Raw genomic sequence first — 17,250 nt, forward strand, 5'->3', positions numbered from 1 at the left:
GAAATTTGGGCCGGACCATATAGGCAGAATGGGTCAGGCCCAAGACAGGAAAAGGCAAGCCTGCTACAATCACACAGGTTCACCTTTGTAATTTTGTGGAGTTGTGGATTTGGCGCCCAAAAAGGTCTTTGCCGGTGCGCGTTTGCGGGCCCTGAGGGCACAACATCGCCTGACCCAGGCCGAGCTGGCCACCCGGCTCGACATCTCCGCCTCCTATGTCAATCAGCTCGAAGCCAATCAGCGGCCATTGACCGCCTCGGTCATGGTGGCATTGGCCGAAAGCTTCAATCTCGACCTTTCGAGCCTCACCTCGGACGCTTCGGATCGCTTGGTGGTCGATCTGCGCGAGGCCCTGGCCGACCCGGTCTTTGGCGAGGCGGTGCCGAACCTGCAGGAACTCAAAACCGTCGCCACCAGCGCGCCGGACATGGCCCGCGCCGTCCTGGCGCTTTACGGCGCCTATCGCAAGACCAATGAAACTCTTGCCGGCATGGACGCGGCCCTGGCCCGCGACCCGCAATCCACTGTGCAGACCGCCTATGAGGAAGTGCGCGACTTCTTCCACTATGCCGACAATTATATCGACCCGCTCGATCGGGCTGCCGAGCAATTGGCGGGCGAACTGGGCGAGATCGGGCCGGACCGGCTTCGGCGATTGATGGCCTATTGCGCCGAGCGGCATGGGATCGCGGTGCATCTGGCCGCTCCGCCAAGCGGCGACCGCATGATTGAATTCGACCGTCAGGGCCGCGCGCTCTGGGTCAATGCCCATCTCGAACCCTCGAGCCAGTTCTTCCAGATCGCCACAATGCTGTGTGGGCTCGAACAGGCGGATCTGCTGGAGAGCCTGCTGGACGTGGCCAATTTCCAGGCACCAGAGGCTAAGTCGATCGCCCGCATGGGCCTCAGCAATTACTTCGCCGGCGCCCTGCATATGCCTTATGGGGCCTTCCTTGAAGCAGCGGCCGACTATCGTTTTGACATTGAGGAATTGGCGCGAATATTCGGCGCCAGTCTCGAACAGGTGGCCCATCGCCTCTCGACCATGCAAAGGCCGCGCGAAAGAGGCGTCCCCTTTTTCTTCGCTCGTGTGGATGCTGCGGGCACTATCACCAAGCGTCATTCGGCGACGGCCCTGCAATTTGCCCGTTTCGGTGGCGCCTGTCCTTTGTGGAATGTGCACCGCGCCTTTGAAGCGCATGGCCAGATCATCCGGCAATTGGCCGAAACCCCGGACGGCAAGCAATATCTGTGTCTCGCCTGGAGCCACGAAAAGCGCCTTGGCGGTTATCGCGGGGTCACCCGGCGCTATGCCTATGCCTTGGGCTGCGAAATCACCCATGCCGGGCGGCTGGTCTATGCAGACGATCTCGACCTCACCAAAGCCCCGTTCGACCCCATCGGCATTTCCTGCCGCATCTGCGAACGCCGCAACTGTCCGCAGCGCTCGGTGCCACCCATGGCCGCGGCGATCTCCGTGCCGGCTGATAGGAGAAGCGTGGTGCCTTATGAGATCGGGTGATCTGCGGAGGGGTGACAACTACGAAATCATTGTTCATCGCCTCCCTCCCCTTGATGGGGAGGGTAGCGCAGCCTGACGCGCAGCGTCCTGGCGCAGCTAGGGTGGGGTGATGGCCCGCGTCTGTGCAGAAGAAAGCATGGATCTGAGTTTGCCAGAGTCACCCCGCCCTCATTCCCTCCCCATCAAGGGGAGGGAGGCGCAGGGCGATATGCCGGTGTTCATCCACCCACCCCGGTGAGGGCCGAGGCGCCAAGGCCTGAGCGGCGTTGGACGTCTTTATGCCGGTTCGAAATCCGGGCCATGCCCCGACACCGGTTTCATCCCATTGGCAAAGCGCTTGGCGTTCTTCACATAGCGGTCCGCCGAGGCGGTCAGCGCTGCAACGCCCGCCGCATCGATTTCCCGCACCACCTTGGCCGGGGCACCCATGACCAGCGAATTGTCGGGGATCACCTTGCCCTCGGTCACCAGCGCATTGGCGCCGATCAGGCAGTTTTCCCCGATGACGGCGCCGTTGAGCACGGTGGCGCCCATGCCGATCAGCGAATTGTCGCCAATGGTGCAGCCATGCACGATCGCTCCATGGCCAATGGTGACATTGGCCCCGATGGTCAGCGGAAAGCCGCTATCGGTATGCAGCACGCAGTTTTCCTGCACATTGGAGCGGGCACCGATCCTGATGGGCTCGATATCGCCCCGCGCCACCACGCCAAACCAGATGCCGGCCTCCGGACCGACATGAACATCCCCCACCAGGACGGCGGTCGGTGCGATCCAGCCGACAGTCTCGTCAATCTTCGGCGCAACGCCGTCGAGCGCGTAAAGGGGCATGCCGTCTCCTCCTGATCCCTATGGCTTTATGCCGTATGCATCGCGCATCTGGGCAATTTCCGAAAGCGCATTTTCGAACAGGCTCCAGTCGTCCGCCTCGGCAATCGGGGCCCAGATGGCCTCGACCTCGTCGATCAGCATGGTGCGTGGCTTCTCGCGCGCGAAATAGGCATGGTCGAGACTGACATCACCCTTCGGCCCATAGGCTTCCATGAGATCGGCCACAGGCCGGAAGGCCCTGCTGGCATAGTGATCGGCGGAGGGGCCTTTCGCCGCCCGCGCCGCGCTCAGCACGCCGCCGCGCCAGTCGAAAAAGAACTGATCGTAAGGCGCCTTGCTCTCGGCGAGAAAGCCGAAAAGGGCGGTAACGAAGGCGCCGTCCTGCTCCACGTCGCGCGGTTGAAGGCCCAGTCGGTGCAGGATCTGACGGGGCAGTTCCTCGCGAAACACCGGCCAGACCGTGTTGAGCGCCGGTTCGAGCTTTTCGATAGACGACAAAGGCACCAGGCATTCGGCCAGCCGGGTCAGGTTCCAGGCCAGCGTATCGGGCTGGCGGCCAAAGGCATAAAGCCCGGTCTCGTCGAAATAGGCGGCGGTAAAGGCAGGATCATAGGCGGGCAGGAAGCGCCAGGGCCCATAGTCGAAGCTCTCGCCGGTTATATTGATATTGTCGGTATTGAGCACCCCATGCACAAACCCGGCGGCAATCCATTGCGCACCCAGCCGGGCGACCTTTGCCACCACCGCTTCAAGCAGGGCCACGGCCTTGTCCTCGGCCCCGGACAGCGCCGGATAATAATGCGCGACACAATGATCGACGAGGCGCCCGAGATTGGCATTGTCCTCGAGATAGGCCAGCCGCTGGAAGGTGCCGATGCGGATATGGCTGTGGCTGAGCCGGGTCAGCACCGATGAGCGGGTCGGGGAGGGCTCATCGCCGCGATAAAGCTGCTCGCCGGTTTCGACCAGTGAAAAGCTCTTGGAGGTGTAAACGCCCAGCGCCTCGAGCATTTCGGTGGCCAGCACTTCGCGCACCCCGCCCTTAAGCGTCAGCCGCCCGTCTCCGCCCCGCGACCAGGGCGTCTTGCCCGAGCCCTTGGTGCCAAAGTCGAGCAGCCGCCCATCAGCCGGGTCCACGCATTGCGCGAACAAGAACCCGCGCCCGTCACCCAGTTCGGGATTATAGGAGCGGAATTGATGGCCGTGATAGCGCAGCGCCAGTGGGGTTTCCAAGGAACCGGGCAGGGGCGCGAAACGGCCAAAATGCTTGAGCCACTGGGCGTCGCTTAAATCATCCAGCCCGACCCGCTTTGCCCAACGCTGGTCGCGATGGCGCAGGATCGTTTGCGGGAAATCGGCCGGCGCAACGGCATCGAAAAAGGCGTCGCCAAGCTCTGCATGGGCTTTGGATGGGGCAAATCGGGTCATATCGGCCCAACGCTATCAGAGCCCGTTTCGTTCGTCCCCCGCCGCGTGATCGCTGCAAGCCCGATCTGCAAATGGCTGTCTGGCGATTGTCGTCAAATCGGCCTATAGAGGGAAAAATGACCTCTGCCCCACTCGCCGCCCCCGCCGTCATCCGCCTGGCGCCTTTCGAAGCCGCCATTTTCGACATGGATGGCACCCTGCTCGATACTGAGGCGGTGTTCCGCGACATTGTCTTCGATGTCTGCACCGAGCTCGGCTTCGAAATGACCGACGATGTGCACCGCTCCATGGTGGGCTCAAGCCACGAAACCACCAATCGACTGCTCATCGAAGCCTATGGCGTGGCCTTTCCCTATGCCATGTTCGACGAGAAATGCCGCGTCACCATGCGCGAGCGCAGCCATGCCGGCGTACCGGTGAAGCAAGGCGCGCGCGAATTCATCACCGAATTGCGGGTCCGCGGTATCCCGACGGCGGTTGCCACTTCCTCGCGCAACCCCCATGCCGAGCACCATCTGCGTGCTGCCGGGCTGCTGGATCTGTTCGAAACCGTGGTGACGCGGGACGATGTGGTCAATCCCAAGCCGCACCCGGAGCCCTATCTGACCGCCGCCGGCCGGTTGGGCGTCGATCCGACCCGATGCCTGGCGCTCGAAGACAGCCATTCCGGCGTCCGCGCAGCCCATGCCGCAGGCATGCAGACTGTCATGGTGCCCGACCTTGTCGGCCCCAATGACGCCATCCACGCCCTGGGCATTTCCATCATGGAAAGCCTGGTTCATGTGCATATGGCCGCCTTCGACCGCGACTGAGCCGCAACAGGTCTGAACGAAAATTAACCATTGTCGTAAATCGATAAAGCTTTATCCAAGCGGGTAAGGCCACGTTCAGCACGCCGAAAACTCATCAAAATCAGGGCTTTCCCTTGGCTTTCATGGCCGTTAACTCTGCCTTAAGTCGCTAAGATTTATGGTTAACCGCTCGTAAATTTCGACTTCCCTCCCGCCGCCGCCTTGTCTAGTGTGCCGGCCGGGAAGTGCAGGAACCCAGTCGTGGGTTCCAATCGAGAAGGCCCGCCGGAAGGACTGGACGGGCTCAGGGGTAAGGACGGGGCATGCAACCTGGCTGGCAGCAGAAATTTGTGCGTGCCCTTTCGCCTGCATTGGCGCTTGGCGCTGCCGCCCTGGTTCTGTTCGTCACCCTCTCGCCTGCCCATGCCCAGACGCTCGATTTCCCCCAGGCCATGCCCGACGAGATCAGCGCCATTCGCCAGCAGCCCGCGCTGGGCGCCACGGCCCTGCCGCTGGCCCCGGGGCAGCAACCCCTGACGCCGGCCCTGCTCGCCAATTACGTCAAGCGCCAGCAGGCCCTGCGCGCCGTCGACGTCACGCTTGCCGGTCCGCAACCCGAACTGACCAGCGATCTCTTGATGGGCTATATCAGCCGCGGCTCGCTGGCCGGCGGCAACACTGCCCTCTCGGCTATCGCCAGCTTCACCGAGCCCACGCCGCCGCGCCCGGTCCCCTCGGTGTCGTCCGATCTGCTCGCCAGCTATATCCAGAATGGCTATCAGCCGACCGCCAAGCGGGTCGAAGCGGCCAATAGCGAGCGCGAATGCCTGGCCCAGGCAATCTATCACGAAGCGCGCGGCGAAACCGCGACGGGGCAATTGGCGGTGGCCAATATCATCGTCAACCGCGCCCGGTCTGCCAAATTCCCCGGCTCGCTCTGCGGCGTTATCTATCAGAATGCCGAAAAGGGCCGCTATCGCTGCCAGTTCACCTTTGCCTGCGACGGCCGCGACGATACGCCGGGCGAACGTCGCGCCTGGGCCCGTTCGCAGGACCTGGCCAAAAAGGTCTATGCCGAATATGCGCTGGGCGATGAAATCGGCATCCTGCCGGACTCCGCGCTTTATTATCACACCACCGCCGTGCATCCCTCCTGGGCCAATACCTTCAGCCGCGTGGCGGCCGTAGATAGCCACATTTTCTACGCCCCCTGATGAGACGCCAGATTGATGGTCATGAAAAAGGGCGCCATTGGCGCCCTTGTTGTTTGCGTGCCTGGCGGAACGGCTATTCCGCCGCCATCTGCAGCCTTGGGCCGGCATCGGCATTGGCTTCGGGGCCAAATTTTTCAAAGTTCTTCCGGAACAGGGCAACCAGTTTGGCGGCCTGCGCGTCATAGGCATCGCCATCGGCCCAGCATTGGCGCGGGTCGAGCAGGCGATCCTCGACGCCCGGTACACTGACGGGCACCTCAAAACCGAACAGCGGGTCAAAGCGCATTTCGGTATTGTCCAACTCACCGTTAAGCGCAGCAGTGAGAAGCTGCCGGGTCGAGGCGATATCGATGCGCTTGCCCACCCCATAGGCGCCGCCAATCCAGCCGGTATTGAGCAACCAGGCCTGGGCGCCGCTCTTATGCAGCCGCTCGGCCAACATCTGACCGTAGACAGTGGGGTGCAGCGGCATGAAGGGGGCACCGAAACAGGCCGAAAAAGTTGCCTGCGGCTCGGTAACACCGCGCTCGGTGCCAGCCACTTTGGCCGTATAGCCCGAAAGGAAGTGGTAGACGGCCTGGTCCGGCGACAGCCGCGCCAATGGCGGCAGGACACCGAAGGCATCGGCAGTCAGGAATACCACGGTCTTGGGCGTGCCGCCGACACTGCCCCTGGCAATCGAGGGCAGGACGTCGATGGGATAGGCCGCGCGGGTATTCTCAGTCAGCGAGACATCGGTAAAGACCGGCACATTGGCCGCATCCAGCACCACATTTTCCAGCACGGTGCCGAAGCGGCGCGTTGCCGCAAAGATTTCCGGTTCCGCCTTTTGCGAGAGATTGACCGTCTTGGCATAGCATCCGCCTTCGAGATTGAAGACGCCATTATCGCTCCAGCCATGCTCATCGTCCCCGATCAGCGGGCGATTGGGATCGTTGGAGAGCGTGGTCTTGCCGGTGCCCGAAAGCCCGAAAAACAAGGCGGCCTCGCCCTCAGGCCCCAGATTGGCCGAGCAATGCATGGGCAGGACGCCTTGGTCGGGGGCGTGGAAATTGAACAGCGAGAACACGCTTTTCTTGATTTCGCCCGCATAGCGCGTGCCGGCAATGATCACGATATTGCGCGTCATATCCAGGGCGATAACCGTGTCGGTGCGGCAGCCGTGCCGGGCCGGATCGGCCTGGAACAGGGGCGCGTGCACAATGGTCACCGGCGTGGCACTGGGCGATTGCGCAATATCCTCGCCCCGGCGGATCAGCAGATTGCGGATGAACAGGGCATGCCAGGCGCTGGGGGTCAGCACCGTGACCTCATATTGATGCGCCGGATCGGCCCCGGCCAGCAGGTCCTGACGGAAAAGCGACTGTCCGGCCAGATGCGCGGTGACGTCCTCGAGCAGCACGGCGAATTTGTCCGGGTTCATGGCGCCCGAATTGTCCCACCACACGCGGCTTTCCGTCAGGCTGTCCCGAACGATGAACTTGTCCTTGGGAGAACGGCCGGTAAAGGCCCCCGTTTCCACCACCAGCGCACCGTCGGCCGTCAGCCGGGCGCCGCCCTGGCCGATGGCCGCGGCAACCAGTGCGGGCGCTATGGCGTTCTCGTTCAGCGATGCGGCCTTTTCCGCAATGCTGGTGCGGAGCTGGGTGTGATCGAAGCCGGGCATGTTTTTAAACTCTCCACGCGACCGCCCAACCCGTCCGGTGGGCGTTCTGGAGAGCAAAATAGAGCCGCCATGATAAGGCCAGCCATCCCGAAATCGGTCGTACGACGGAAGTCGGATGGCCGGGAAAGACATGCGCAAGACTGGCACAAAGCAGGTGCGCGCCTTATTTAATACGTAATTGTCGCCTGCAAAGTCGCTCGAGCGGCGCAATGGCTAGCAACTTGCGTCAGGAATTGAGCTGGAGCATCGTGCACAAACAAGGAAACGGTATTCCGCAACGGCCGATGCGACCGTAACACAGCCAGAGCGGTACCCTGCTTCATGTGCAGGCGACCCTCTAGCGTCATGAGAAGAAAGGCAGCCAATGCCAAAGATCGCCCTGGTGGACGATGACCGCAATATCCTCACCTCCGTTTCCCTGACCCTGGAAGCGGAAGGCTATTCGGTCGCCACCTATACCGACGGCGCCTCGGGGCTCGAGGGGCTGACGACCGACAAGCCGGATCTGGCCATTCTCGACATCAAGATGCCGCGCATGGACGGCATGGAATTGCTGCGGCGGCTCAGGCAGAAATCCGATGTGCCGGTCATCTTCCTCACCTCCAAGGACGAGGAAATCGATGAATTGTTCGGCCTCAAAATGGGCGCCGACGATTTCATCACCAAGCCCTTCAGCCAGCGCCTGCTGGTCGAACGCGTCAAGGCCATCCTGCGCCGCTCCGCTCCGCGCGATGCGGCGGCCACCGGTGGCTCGGCCGAACCGACGCCGGGCAAGGCGCTGATCGAGCGCGGCGCCCTGGTCATGGACGAGGAACGCCACACCTGCACCTGGAAAGGCCAGCGCGTGACCCTGACCGTCACCGAATTCCTGATCCTGCAGGCCTTGGCGCTGCGGCCCGGCGTGGTCAAGTCGCGCAATGCCCTGATGGATGCGGCCTATGACGATCAGGTCTATGTCGATGATCGCACCATCGATAGCCACATCAAGCGGTTGCGCAAGAAGTTCAAGGCGACCGACGACGACTTCGAAATGATCGAAACGCTCTACGGTGTCGGTTATCGCTTCAAGGAGCAATAAGGACCCACGTGGCCACGCTCGACGATCCGCATGCAACTGAAACGGGGCGCCATCGGGGCTCCGCTTCGGACGAGAACGCCGAGCGTTCCGGCCGCCGGGGATGGCGTCTGCTCCTGATGCCGGTGCTCAAGCTTTTCGAAGGCTTGAGGCGCTTTCTCGATTTCACCATCTTTTCGAGCCTCACCCGCCGCATCGTCGTGCTCAACATGGCCGGTCTGCTGGTTCTGGTGGTCGGCATTCTCTATCTCAACCAATGGCGCGACGGCCTGATCGATGCGCGCGTGCAATCGCTGCGCGTGCAGGGCGAAATCATCTCGGCCGCCATTGCTGCCTCGGCAACGGTGGATAGCGACATCATCTCGGTCGATCCCGACCGGCTGCTTGGCGCCCAGAGTGGGTCGTTCTCGCCCTTTTCCTATTACGATCCTACCCTGGAATTTCCCATCAATCCCGAGCGCGTCGCCCCTTTGCTGCGCAATCTCATCACCCCCACCCGCACCCGGGCCCGCATCTATGACGGGCAGGGTCTCTTGATCCTGGACAGCGAAAACATCTATGCGCGCGGCGAGGTCCTGCGGCAGGCCATCGATACGTCCAAATCGGGCAGTTTCTTCCTGATGGATTGGTGGAACGCGCTGATTTCATGGGCCCCGGGCGGCAATTATCCCACCTATCAGGAATATGAGGCCGACGAAGGCATCCGCTATCCCGAAGTGGCATCGGCCCTCGCCGGTGCCCCGGCCGATTTCGTGCGCGTCGATGCCCAGAACCAGCTCGTCGTTTCGGTGGCCGTGCCGGTGCAGCGCCTGCGCGCCATTGTCGGGGCCATCCTGCTCTCCACCGAACCGGGCGACATCGATTCGGTCGTGGCCCAGGAGCGCTGGAGCATCCTGCGCATTGCCGGCATTGCAGCAGGCGTGCAGATCGTGCTCTCCCTGCTCCTGGCCGGAACCATTGCCGGCCCGATGCGCCGGCTCTCCGCCGCCGCCGAGCGGGTTCAGACCGCCGGCAATGCTCGCGCTGAAATTCCCGACCTCAGCGACCGCCCCGACGAAATCGGCCATCTGTCCGGGGCCCTGCGGCGCATGACCGACGCGCTCTATAATCGCATCGAGGCCATCGAGCGTTTCGCCGCCGATGTGGCCCATGAACTCAAGAACCCGCTGACCTCCCTGCGCTCGGCAGTGGAGACCCTGCCTCTGGCCAAGAAGGCAGAGGATCGCGAGCGCCTGACCAATATCATCCAGCATGACGTCAAACGCCTCGACCGGCTGATCACCGATATTTCCAGCGCCAGCCGGCTCGACGCCGAACTGGCCCGCGAAAGTGCCGATCGCGTCGATATCGAAAAACTGGCCGAGGCCATGGTTGCCATCCAGACCGATGTGGCGGCCGGTCGCGATGTCGAGGTGGTTATGGGCAAGCGCGTGGGCCGCGGTTCCACCATGGTCAATGGCCATGAGAGCCGGCTGGCTCAGGTCTTTGCCAATCTGATCGACAATGCGGTGTCCTTCTCCCCGCCCGGTGGCAAGGTCACCGTGGCCGTCTCGACCGAGGGCGAGGCGATCACCGTGACCGTGACCGATGAGGGGCCGGGCATTACCGGCGATGCCGGCCGCATCTTCCAGCGCTTCTATACCGATCGCCCCGAGGCCGAGAGCTTCGGCAATCATTCGGGCTTGGGTCTCTCGATCTCCAAGCAGATCGTGGATGCCCATAAGGGCCGGATCCGCGCCCAGAACCGCATCGACCGCTCCGGCGCCATTTTTACAATTGTGCTGCCACGGGCCCGCAAATAGACTTTGCGGCATGAACAAGCCAAACAATATGCATGGAACGGGTCTCGTTCTGGGGGATGTGGGGATATTGCTGCGGGGGCCCTCGGGCGCCGGCAAATCGGTGTTGTCCCTGGCGCTGCTCGATCGCTGGGAGGGGCGCGGGCAGGCTGCCTTCCTGGTCGCCGACGACAGGGTCGATATTGCTCAGGAGGGCAATGGGCTGGTCATGCTGGCGCCCCCGCAACTGGCCGGGCTGATCGAATTGCGCGGCCGCGGCATTGTCACCCGGCCCCATCGCGACCGGGCGCAATTGCATCTGGTGATCGACCTGGTGCCGGAAATGACCCGCATGGTGGAGGAGGAAGACCTCCAGACCGAATTGCTCGGCCACACCCTGCCCCGCGCGCCCGTGCCGCAGGCCGGGCTGATCGGCCTGGGCCACCAGACCCTCCTGGTGGTCGAAGCGGTTGCGCAAGCTGTTCAACACAGTCCGACGTGACAAATTATCCCTTGCAACCATATCCGTTGGGGACAAGACTGTGCGCCGTTTGCGGGGTGGCACCAGGCACCCCGGCAAATGGGGGGCTCAAGAGCTGTCGCGACCGGCTTTTTCGGCTGCGGCAGCCGTTTGGGGAAAGTGCATGATAGGATTGGTTCTGGTGACCCACGGCGCGCTGGCCGATGAGTTCAAGCTGGCGATGGAGCATGTGGTCGGACCGCAGGAACATGTGGAAACCATCGCCATTGGCCCCGAAGACAATGCCGAGAGCCGACGGGACGATATTCTGGCCGCGCTCGATCGCGCCGATAGCGGCGATGGCGTCATCATTCTCACCGACATGTTCGGTGGCACGCCCTCTAACCTGGCTATTTCCGTCATGCAGAACCGCAAGGTGGAAGTGATCGCCGGGGTTAACCTGCCCATGCTGGTCAAGCTCGGGCGCATTCGCGGCGAAATGACCATGGAAGAAGCGGTGGCCATGGCGCAGGAAGCGGGCAAGAAATATATTACTGTCGCCAATTCCATCCTGGGTAGCTGATCTGATGGATGCCGACCGGGCCGTCGCCCAGCAATTGACCATTGTGAACACCAAGGGCCTGCACGCCCGCGCCTCGGCGCGCTTTGTGCGCACGGCCGAGTGTTTCGACGCCAATATCGCCGTGGTCAAGGACGGCACCTCGGTGGCAGGCAATTCCATCATGGGGCTGATGATGCTGGGCGCCGGACCTGGCTCGACCATTCTGGTCCAGGCCTCCGGCAAACAGGCCCGCGAAGCGCTCGAAGCCATTGTCGAACTGGTCAATAACGGGTTCGATGAGGACGTGGACGGGATCGGGGCTTAGGACCACCATTTCCGCCAGCGGGTTCCTCTGGGCCCTTACCTTGCGGATTTCTGTTGCCGCGCCTGTTACCCACCCCCACCCTCGATCACTCCCCACAAGGGGGAGGGAGGCGATGGGGAATAATACCGGGCGGTGAACTGAACTTGGAGCTTTTGCTGTCACCTGTCCGTTTTCATCACGGACGATTTCAGGGCGGAGACGCATGAGACGCTTCATAGCCGGCATTGGCGGCCTGGCACTTGCCACCACGCTCAGCCAATTCCCCGAATATGCCCAGCAATATACCCAGCGCCTGGGTGGGGCCGTCGACGAGTTGCGTGTCATCACCGAGGAATTCGACCGGGCCGCAGCCGAGGGCGGGCTGGACCGAGCAACGGCGCTCGAGCGCTACAATGCCTCCAATGACGATTTTCTCGCTGGGCGCGGCACGTCCATGTCGGCGACGTTCCAGCGCTACGATATGCTTTCCTCAACTCTGGCCGAGATCGAGGGCGCCGGGCCGGTCGAGCGCCTGCAATCCCTGCCCGCCTATCTCGACACCGATATCGGCCGCCGCACGCTCGAAAACTACCAGCCGGCTGTCCCGGTCACCATGGAAGGCATTCTCTATGCCGGGACCGGGTTCATCCTAGGTTACCTGGCCCTCTCCGGTCTTGTCCGCTTTGCCGCCATGCCCTTCCGGCGCGGCAGGGGGCGGATCAGGGTCACGCGGTGACTGGGATATAAACAAATCTTTATATCCGTCATTGATCGGTAACACCCGCTCCCGTATAGGAAGGGCAACGAAATCCCTTTGCGCGGAGCTATCCCATGACCAAGAGCCCGACCGACTACGCGGTCAAAGACATTTCCCTGGCCGATTACGGCCGCAAGGAAATCAGCATCGCCGAAATCGAAATGCCGGGCCTGATGGCCATTCGCGAGGAATATGCCGCCGCCCAGCCCTTGAAGGGCGCGCGCATTGCCGGCTCGCTGCATATGACCATCCAGACCGCTGTGCTCATCGAAACGCTGGTGGCGCTGGGCGCCGATGTGCGCTGGGTGTCGTGCAATATCTTTTCGACCCAGGACCATGCCGCTGCGGCCATTGCCGCCGCCGGCATCCCGGTCTTTGCCCATAAGGGCGAAACGCTGGAAGAATACTGGGCCTTCACCGACCGCATGATGGAATGGGGCGATGGCGGCACGCCCAATCTCATTCTTGACGATGGCGGCGACGCCACCATGCTGGTGCTGACCGGCGCCAAGGCCGAGAGCGATCCCTCCATTCTCGACAAGCCAGGCAATGAGGAAGAAGAAATCTTCTTTGCCACCATCAAGAAGCGCCTCGCCACCCACCCCAATTTCTATTCGACCATCCGCGCCAATATTCAGGGCGTGTCGGAAGAAACCACCACGGGCGTGATGCGGCTCTATCAGCTCCACGCCAGGGGCGAGCTGCCTTTCCCCGCCATCAACGTCAATGACTCGGTCACCAAGTCCAAATTCGACAATAAATACGGCACGCGTGAATCGCTGGTCGACGCCATCCGCCGCGGCACCGATGTCATGCTGGCCGGCAAGGTCGCCATCGTCTGTGGCTATGGCGATGTGGGCAAGGGTTCGGCCGAAAGCCTGCGTGGCGCCGGCGCCCGCGTGCTGGTGACCGAAGTCGACCCCATCTGCGCCCTGCAGGCCGCCATGGAAGGGTTTGAGGTCGTCACCCTCGCCGAGGCCGCCCACCGCGCCGACATCGTGGTCACCGCCACCGGCAATCGTGATGTGCTCATGGTCGATGACATGCGCAATCTCAAGGACATGGCGATCGTGTGCAATATCGGCCATTTCGACAATGAGATCGACGTTCTGGGCCTGAGGAATTTCAAGTGGACCAATGTCAAGCCGCAGGTCGATATGATCGAGCAGCCCAATGGCAAGCGCCTGATCCTCCTGTCGGAGGGCCGTCTGGTCAATCTGGGCAATGCCACGGGACACCCCAGCTTTGTCATGTCGGCGTCCTTCTCCAACCAGACCCTGGCCCAGATCGAGCTGTGGACCAATGGCAAGAGCATCGAGAAGAAGGTGCATGTTCTGCCCAAGCATCTCGACGAAAAGGTCGCCGAACTGCACCTGGCCAAGCTGGGCGCCAAGCTGACCAAGCTGACCCAGAAACAGGCCGACTATATCGGCGTGCCGGTCCAAGGTCCGTTCAAGTCGGGCGAATATCGCTATTGAGCCGTTCCAGAGCTCTCTGAACCGGCAAAAAAGCCCGGGCATTGTCCCGGGCTTTTACTTTTTCGAAAGGTTTCTGTTTCGTTCACGGGTCAAGCCCTTTCCTTGCGCTTTGCCCGCAACGCACAGCCATCAAGACTCTTTTGCACGATTCGCCTGCCCGCTATGGTCTGAGTGATTCGGGTTGCGGGGGCACGCAAACCGTTTTTTGGGGGCAGCCGGAACCGCTTTGGTTCTGCGTCGGCAGCCTATCTCAGTTGAGGCGTACCGGCCGTCCGGCCGGGTTGGCATCGCAGTCAAAGCGAAAGAGGGCAGGTATGACGCCGGATCGTTTCCGGAAACAATTGGGATTCGCGGGTCTTTGTGCCGCGCCCATCGCTCTGGTCACGGCTGTCCCCGCTCTGGCACAGGGTTTTGTTCCGGCAAATCTGGGCGGCATTGCTCCTTTTGCGGTGGCCATTGGTGCCGGTGGTTTCGCCCTTTTGTCCATGGCGCTGGTGCGCACGCTTTTAACCGATAGCCGCGCCGCCCGCCGCCGCGCCGCCGAGCAGATTGCCGATCTGCGCGCCCTGGTCGACGAATATGAAAATCTGATCGCCGGCACCCGCGAATTGACCGTGCTCTGGCAGGGCCATGAGGCGCCGCGCATTCTGGGCCAGGCCGGCGCCGTGCTGCCGCCGGGACGGCAGCCGCAAAGCGTGCTCAATTTCCATTCCTGGCTGGGCGCGGCCGAAACCAATCGGCTGACCAGCCTGGTCGAGGATTTGCGCCTGCATGGCCATGCCTTCGTCACCAGCCTGGATACGCTCGATGGCCGCCTGGTGCGCGCCAATGGCTGGGTCATGGGCGGCGCCGTGGCGCTGCGCCTCAGACCGGCCTTCAGTCAGCCCGACGAAAATGCCGTCCAGCCCCCCAAAATGCCGGATAGCGATCAGGCGGGCGCCCGCGCCATTCTGGCGCTTCTGACCAAGCCGGCCTTTTTGCGCGACGAAGCTGACCGCCTCGTCTATGCCAACCCCGCCTATATGAGCCTGGCGGCCAGCCTGGGCCGCGCTGGCACCGAGTCCAGCCCTGCCGAACTGCTCGATGCCGGCCAATTGGCCCAGCACCTCAAAGCCTGCCATGCCGATCCGGCGCCGGTTCAACGGGCGCTCGATTTCGGCGGTCAGGGCCGCTTCGAACTGGTGGATTTCCCGGTGCCCGGCGGCCGCGCCGGCTATCTCCGGCCTGAGGCTGCATTGGTCCCGTCCTTGCCGCCCGGCGATCTCGGCCTTAATCATATCGGCGGCATTATCGATGCCCTGGGCACACCCATCGCCATTTTCAATGCCAGGCGCGAACTGACCCAGTTCAACGCGGCCTATGCCAATCTCTGGAATCTCGATCCCAAATTCCTCACCCTGGGTCTGGATGAACGCGCCATTCTCGACAAGCTCAGGACCGAGGGCATGCTGCCCAGCCAGGTCGACTATCACACTTGGCGCGCCAAGCACCTGGAAAGCTACAACCGCCAGGAACCCTTCGAGGCCGATCCCTGGCACCTGCCCGACGGGCGCACCATCAAGGTCATTTCCGCCCCCGCCGGCCCCAATGGCGGCGTCATCTATGTCTTTGAAGACCTGACCGAGCGGCTGGAGCTGGAAAGCACCAATAAGGCCTTCACCAATGTGCTGCGCGAAACCATCATGGCCCTTAATGAGGCCGTGGCGGTGTTCGGCACCAATGGGCGGCTGACCCTCTCCAATCCGCAGCTTTCCAAGCTGTGGAAACTGCCCATGAACGAGCTGGGCAATAATCCTCATATCGATCAATTGGCCGAGGCCAGTGGCCGGGCCATCCCCGAAGACGGGGCCACCATCTGGCGCGACCTTAAACGCACCATTATCGATCTCAATCCCACCCGCACCGACCGCAATGGCCGCATCACCCGCTCGGACAACCGGCTGATCGACTATGCCATCACCCGCCTGCCCGACGGGCAGACCATGATGACCTTCCTCGATGTCACCGAAAGCGCGAGCTACTCCAAGGTGCTCAAGGAGCGCAACGACGCCCTGGTCGCCGCCGACCGCCTCAAGGACGCTTTCGTTGAAAACGTCTCCTATGAGCTGCGCTCGCCGCTGACCAATATTATCGGCTTTGCCGATCTGCTCTCGGGCATGGAAAGCGGCAGCCTCAATGAGCGGCAGCGTGAATATATCGATTATATCCGCGCCTCCTCGGTGACCCTGGGCGTGCTCATCGACAATATTCTCGATCTCGCCTCGGTCGACGCAGGCATTGCCGAGCTCAATCCCGAGCCGCTCGATGTCACCGCGCTCATCGATAAGGCCCGCGCCGGCATCACCGCCACCTTCCCCGAGGTCTCGGCCCAAGCCCCGCATCTGGTCGTCGATATCGAGCCGGACCTGCCCCTCTTTGTGGCCGATGGCACCCGCATTGTGCAGGTACTCTATAATCTCCTCTCCAATGCGGCGCGCTTCTCCCCGCCGGGCGGCGAAATCCGCCTTTCTGCCAGCCATCGCGGCGACCGCATGCTCTTTGTGATCGAGGATGAGGGCCCCGGCCTCACCGACGAAATGAAATCGGCCATCCTGACCCGGCTCGATACCCCATCCGCCGGTGGCCGCCAGCGCGGCGCGGGGCTGGGCCTTTCCATCGTGCGCACCTTCGTCAATATGCATGGCGGCACCATTTCGGCCGAACGGCGCGAACCCAAGGGCAGCCGCATCATCGTCAACCTGCCGCTCGACAGCGCCATGGCCGGCGTGGCGGAGTAAAACGCGGTGTTCTGCCTCCCTCCCCTTGAGGGGGAGGGTAGCGCAGCTAGGCCATTTGGCCGTAGCGTAGCTGGGTGGGGTGAACCCGGAGCGCCGCGCTCGTTGCTCCGCCCCACCCTCTGTCCCTCCCCCTCGAGGGGAGGGAGGCGCAGGAGCCAATGGACTTGCCGACCAAAACCTTCCTCCCCGACGATGACGCCACCGCCCGTTTCGGCGCCGAGCTTGCCGCGACATTGAAGCCCGGGGATATCGTCAGCCTCGAGGGCGATCTGGGGGCCGGCAAGACCGCCATGGCCCGCGCCATCATTCGTGCCCTGGCCGGCGATCCGGCGCTGGATGTGCCGTCCCCGACCTTTGCGCTGCTCCAGCCCTATGACACGCCCCTTGCGCCGGTGCTGCATGCCGATCTCTACCGGCTGGCCGACGCCACCGAAATGGACGAGCTGGGCCTGCTCGATGATCCCGCTGCCATCGTGCTGGTGGAATGGGCCGAGCGGGCGCCCCAATTGGTGGCGGCGGCGACCGTAACGGTGCGGCTCGCCATTCCGCCCGGCGGGATCGGGCGCCAGGTATCGGTCTTGCGGAACTGATCGCCCGGCGCCGGGTT

Annotated in this window: 15 protein-coding genes; 12 read left to right on the forward strand and 3 right to left on the reverse strand. The window is 62.7% G+C overall.

From position 1 onward, the window contains the following. The first annotated feature begins 103 nt into the window (after window positions 1-103). Entirely contained in the window at window positions 104-1,522 is a 1,419-nt protein-coding gene (locus V8Z65_RS00655; RefSeq protein ID WP_338721868.1) for a short-chain fatty acyl-CoA regulator family protein, read from the forward strand. A gap of 276 nt (window positions 1,523-1,798) precedes the next feature. Here V8Z65_RS00655 and V8Z65_RS00660 read toward each other — a convergent pair whose 3' ends face one another. Continuing rightward, on the reverse strand, window positions 1,799-2,353 hold the full coding sequence (locus V8Z65_RS00660) for a gamma carbonic anhydrase family protein (RefSeq protein ID WP_338721869.1): 555 nt from the start codon (window positions 2,351-2,353) through the stop codon (window positions 1,799-1,801). Window positions 2,354-2,371: 18 nt separating this feature from the next. Continuing rightward, a complete protein-coding gene (locus V8Z65_RS00665) occupies window positions 2,372-3,781 on the reverse strand; it encodes a YdiU family protein (protein WP_338721870.1) in 1,410 nt (469 codons plus the stop codon). 116 nt (window positions 3,782-3,897) lie between these two features. Between V8Z65_RS00665 and V8Z65_RS00670 the strand changes: the two genes are divergently transcribed. Continuing rightward, window positions 3,898-4,593, forward strand: a complete 696-nt coding sequence (locus tag V8Z65_RS00670) for an HAD family phosphatase (protein ID WP_338721871.1) — start codon at window positions 3,898-3,900, stop codon at window positions 4,591-4,593. Window positions 4,594-4,895: 302 nt separating this feature from the next. Next, a complete protein-coding gene (locus tag V8Z65_RS00675; RefSeq protein ID WP_338721873.1) occupies window positions 4,896-5,786 on the forward strand; it encodes a cell wall hydrolase in 891 nt (296 codons plus the stop codon). Window positions 5,787-5,859: 73 nt separating this feature from the next. Here V8Z65_RS00675 and pckA read toward each other — a convergent pair whose 3' ends face one another. Continuing rightward, on the reverse strand, window positions 5,860-7,452 hold the full coding sequence (gene pckA, locus V8Z65_RS00680; RefSeq protein WP_338721874.1) for a phosphoenolpyruvate carboxykinase (ATP): 1,593 nt from the start codon (window positions 7,450-7,452) through the stop codon (window positions 5,860-5,862). Between the two features lie 364 nt (window positions 7,453-7,816). Between pckA and V8Z65_RS00685 the strand changes: the two genes are divergently transcribed. From V8Z65_RS00685 to tsaE, 9 genes are all read left to right on the forward strand, one after another. Next, on the forward strand, window positions 7,817-8,530 hold the full coding sequence (locus V8Z65_RS00685) for a response regulator transcription factor (RefSeq protein WP_338721875.1): 714 nt from the start codon (window positions 7,817-7,819) through the stop codon (window positions 8,528-8,530). A gap of 8 nt (window positions 8,531-8,538) precedes the next feature. Beyond that, on the forward strand, window positions 8,539-10,329 hold the full coding sequence (locus V8Z65_RS00690) for a sensor histidine kinase (protein ID WP_338721876.1): 1,791 nt from the start codon (window positions 8,539-8,541) through the stop codon (window positions 10,327-10,329). 10 nt (window positions 10,330-10,339) lie between these two features. Beyond that, complete coding sequence (locus V8Z65_RS00695; protein ID WP_338721877.1) at window positions 10,340-10,807, forward strand: HPr kinase/phosphatase C-terminal domain-containing protein; 468 nt, start codon at window positions 10,340-10,342, stop codon at window positions 10,805-10,807. A 142-nt stretch (window positions 10,808-10,949) separates the two neighbouring features. Then, the gene (locus V8Z65_RS00700; RefSeq protein ID WP_338721878.1) at window positions 10,950-11,348 is read left to right on the forward strand and encodes a PTS sugar transporter subunit IIA; all 399 of its coding nucleotides are present in this window, start codon (window positions 10,950-10,952) and stop codon (window positions 11,346-11,348) included. Between the two features lie 4 nt (window positions 11,349-11,352). Next, window positions 11,353-11,652, forward strand: coding sequence for an HPr family phosphocarrier protein (locus V8Z65_RS00705; RefSeq protein WP_338721879.1), 300 nt, complete (start codon window positions 11,353-11,355; stop codon window positions 11,650-11,652). Between the two features lie 202 nt (window positions 11,653-11,854). Then, window positions 11,855-12,367 carry a DUF2937 family protein gene (locus V8Z65_RS00710; RefSeq protein WP_338721880.1) on the forward strand — a complete coding sequence of 171 codons (513 nt, stop codon included), beginning with the start codon at window positions 11,855-11,857 and terminating at the stop codon, window positions 12,365-12,367. A gap of 95 nt (window positions 12,368-12,462) precedes the next feature. Continuing rightward, a complete protein-coding gene (gene ahcY, locus V8Z65_RS00715) occupies window positions 12,463-13,866 on the forward strand; it encodes an adenosylhomocysteinase (protein ID WP_338721881.1) in 1,404 nt (467 codons plus the stop codon). Between the two features lie 314 nt (window positions 13,867-14,180). Further along, window positions 14,181-16,643, forward strand: coding sequence for an ATP-binding protein (locus tag V8Z65_RS00720; protein ID WP_338721883.1), 2,463 nt, complete (start codon window positions 14,181-14,183; stop codon window positions 16,641-16,643). Window positions 16,644-16,807: 164 nt separating this feature from the next. Continuing rightward, on the forward strand, window positions 16,808-17,233 hold the full coding sequence (tsaE, locus tag V8Z65_RS00725) for a tRNA (adenosine(37)-N6)-threonylcarbamoyltransferase complex ATPase subunit type 1 TsaE (RefSeq protein WP_338721885.1): 426 nt from the start codon (window positions 16,808-16,810) through the stop codon (window positions 17,231-17,233). The last annotated feature ends 17 nt before the right edge of the window (window positions 17,234-17,250 follow it).

Origin of the sequence: Devosia sp. XK-2, assembly GCF_037113415.1 — a bacterium.
In the GTDB taxonomy this organism is placed as follows: domain Bacteria; phylum Pseudomonadota; class Alphaproteobacteria; order Rhizobiales; family Devosiaceae; genus Devosia.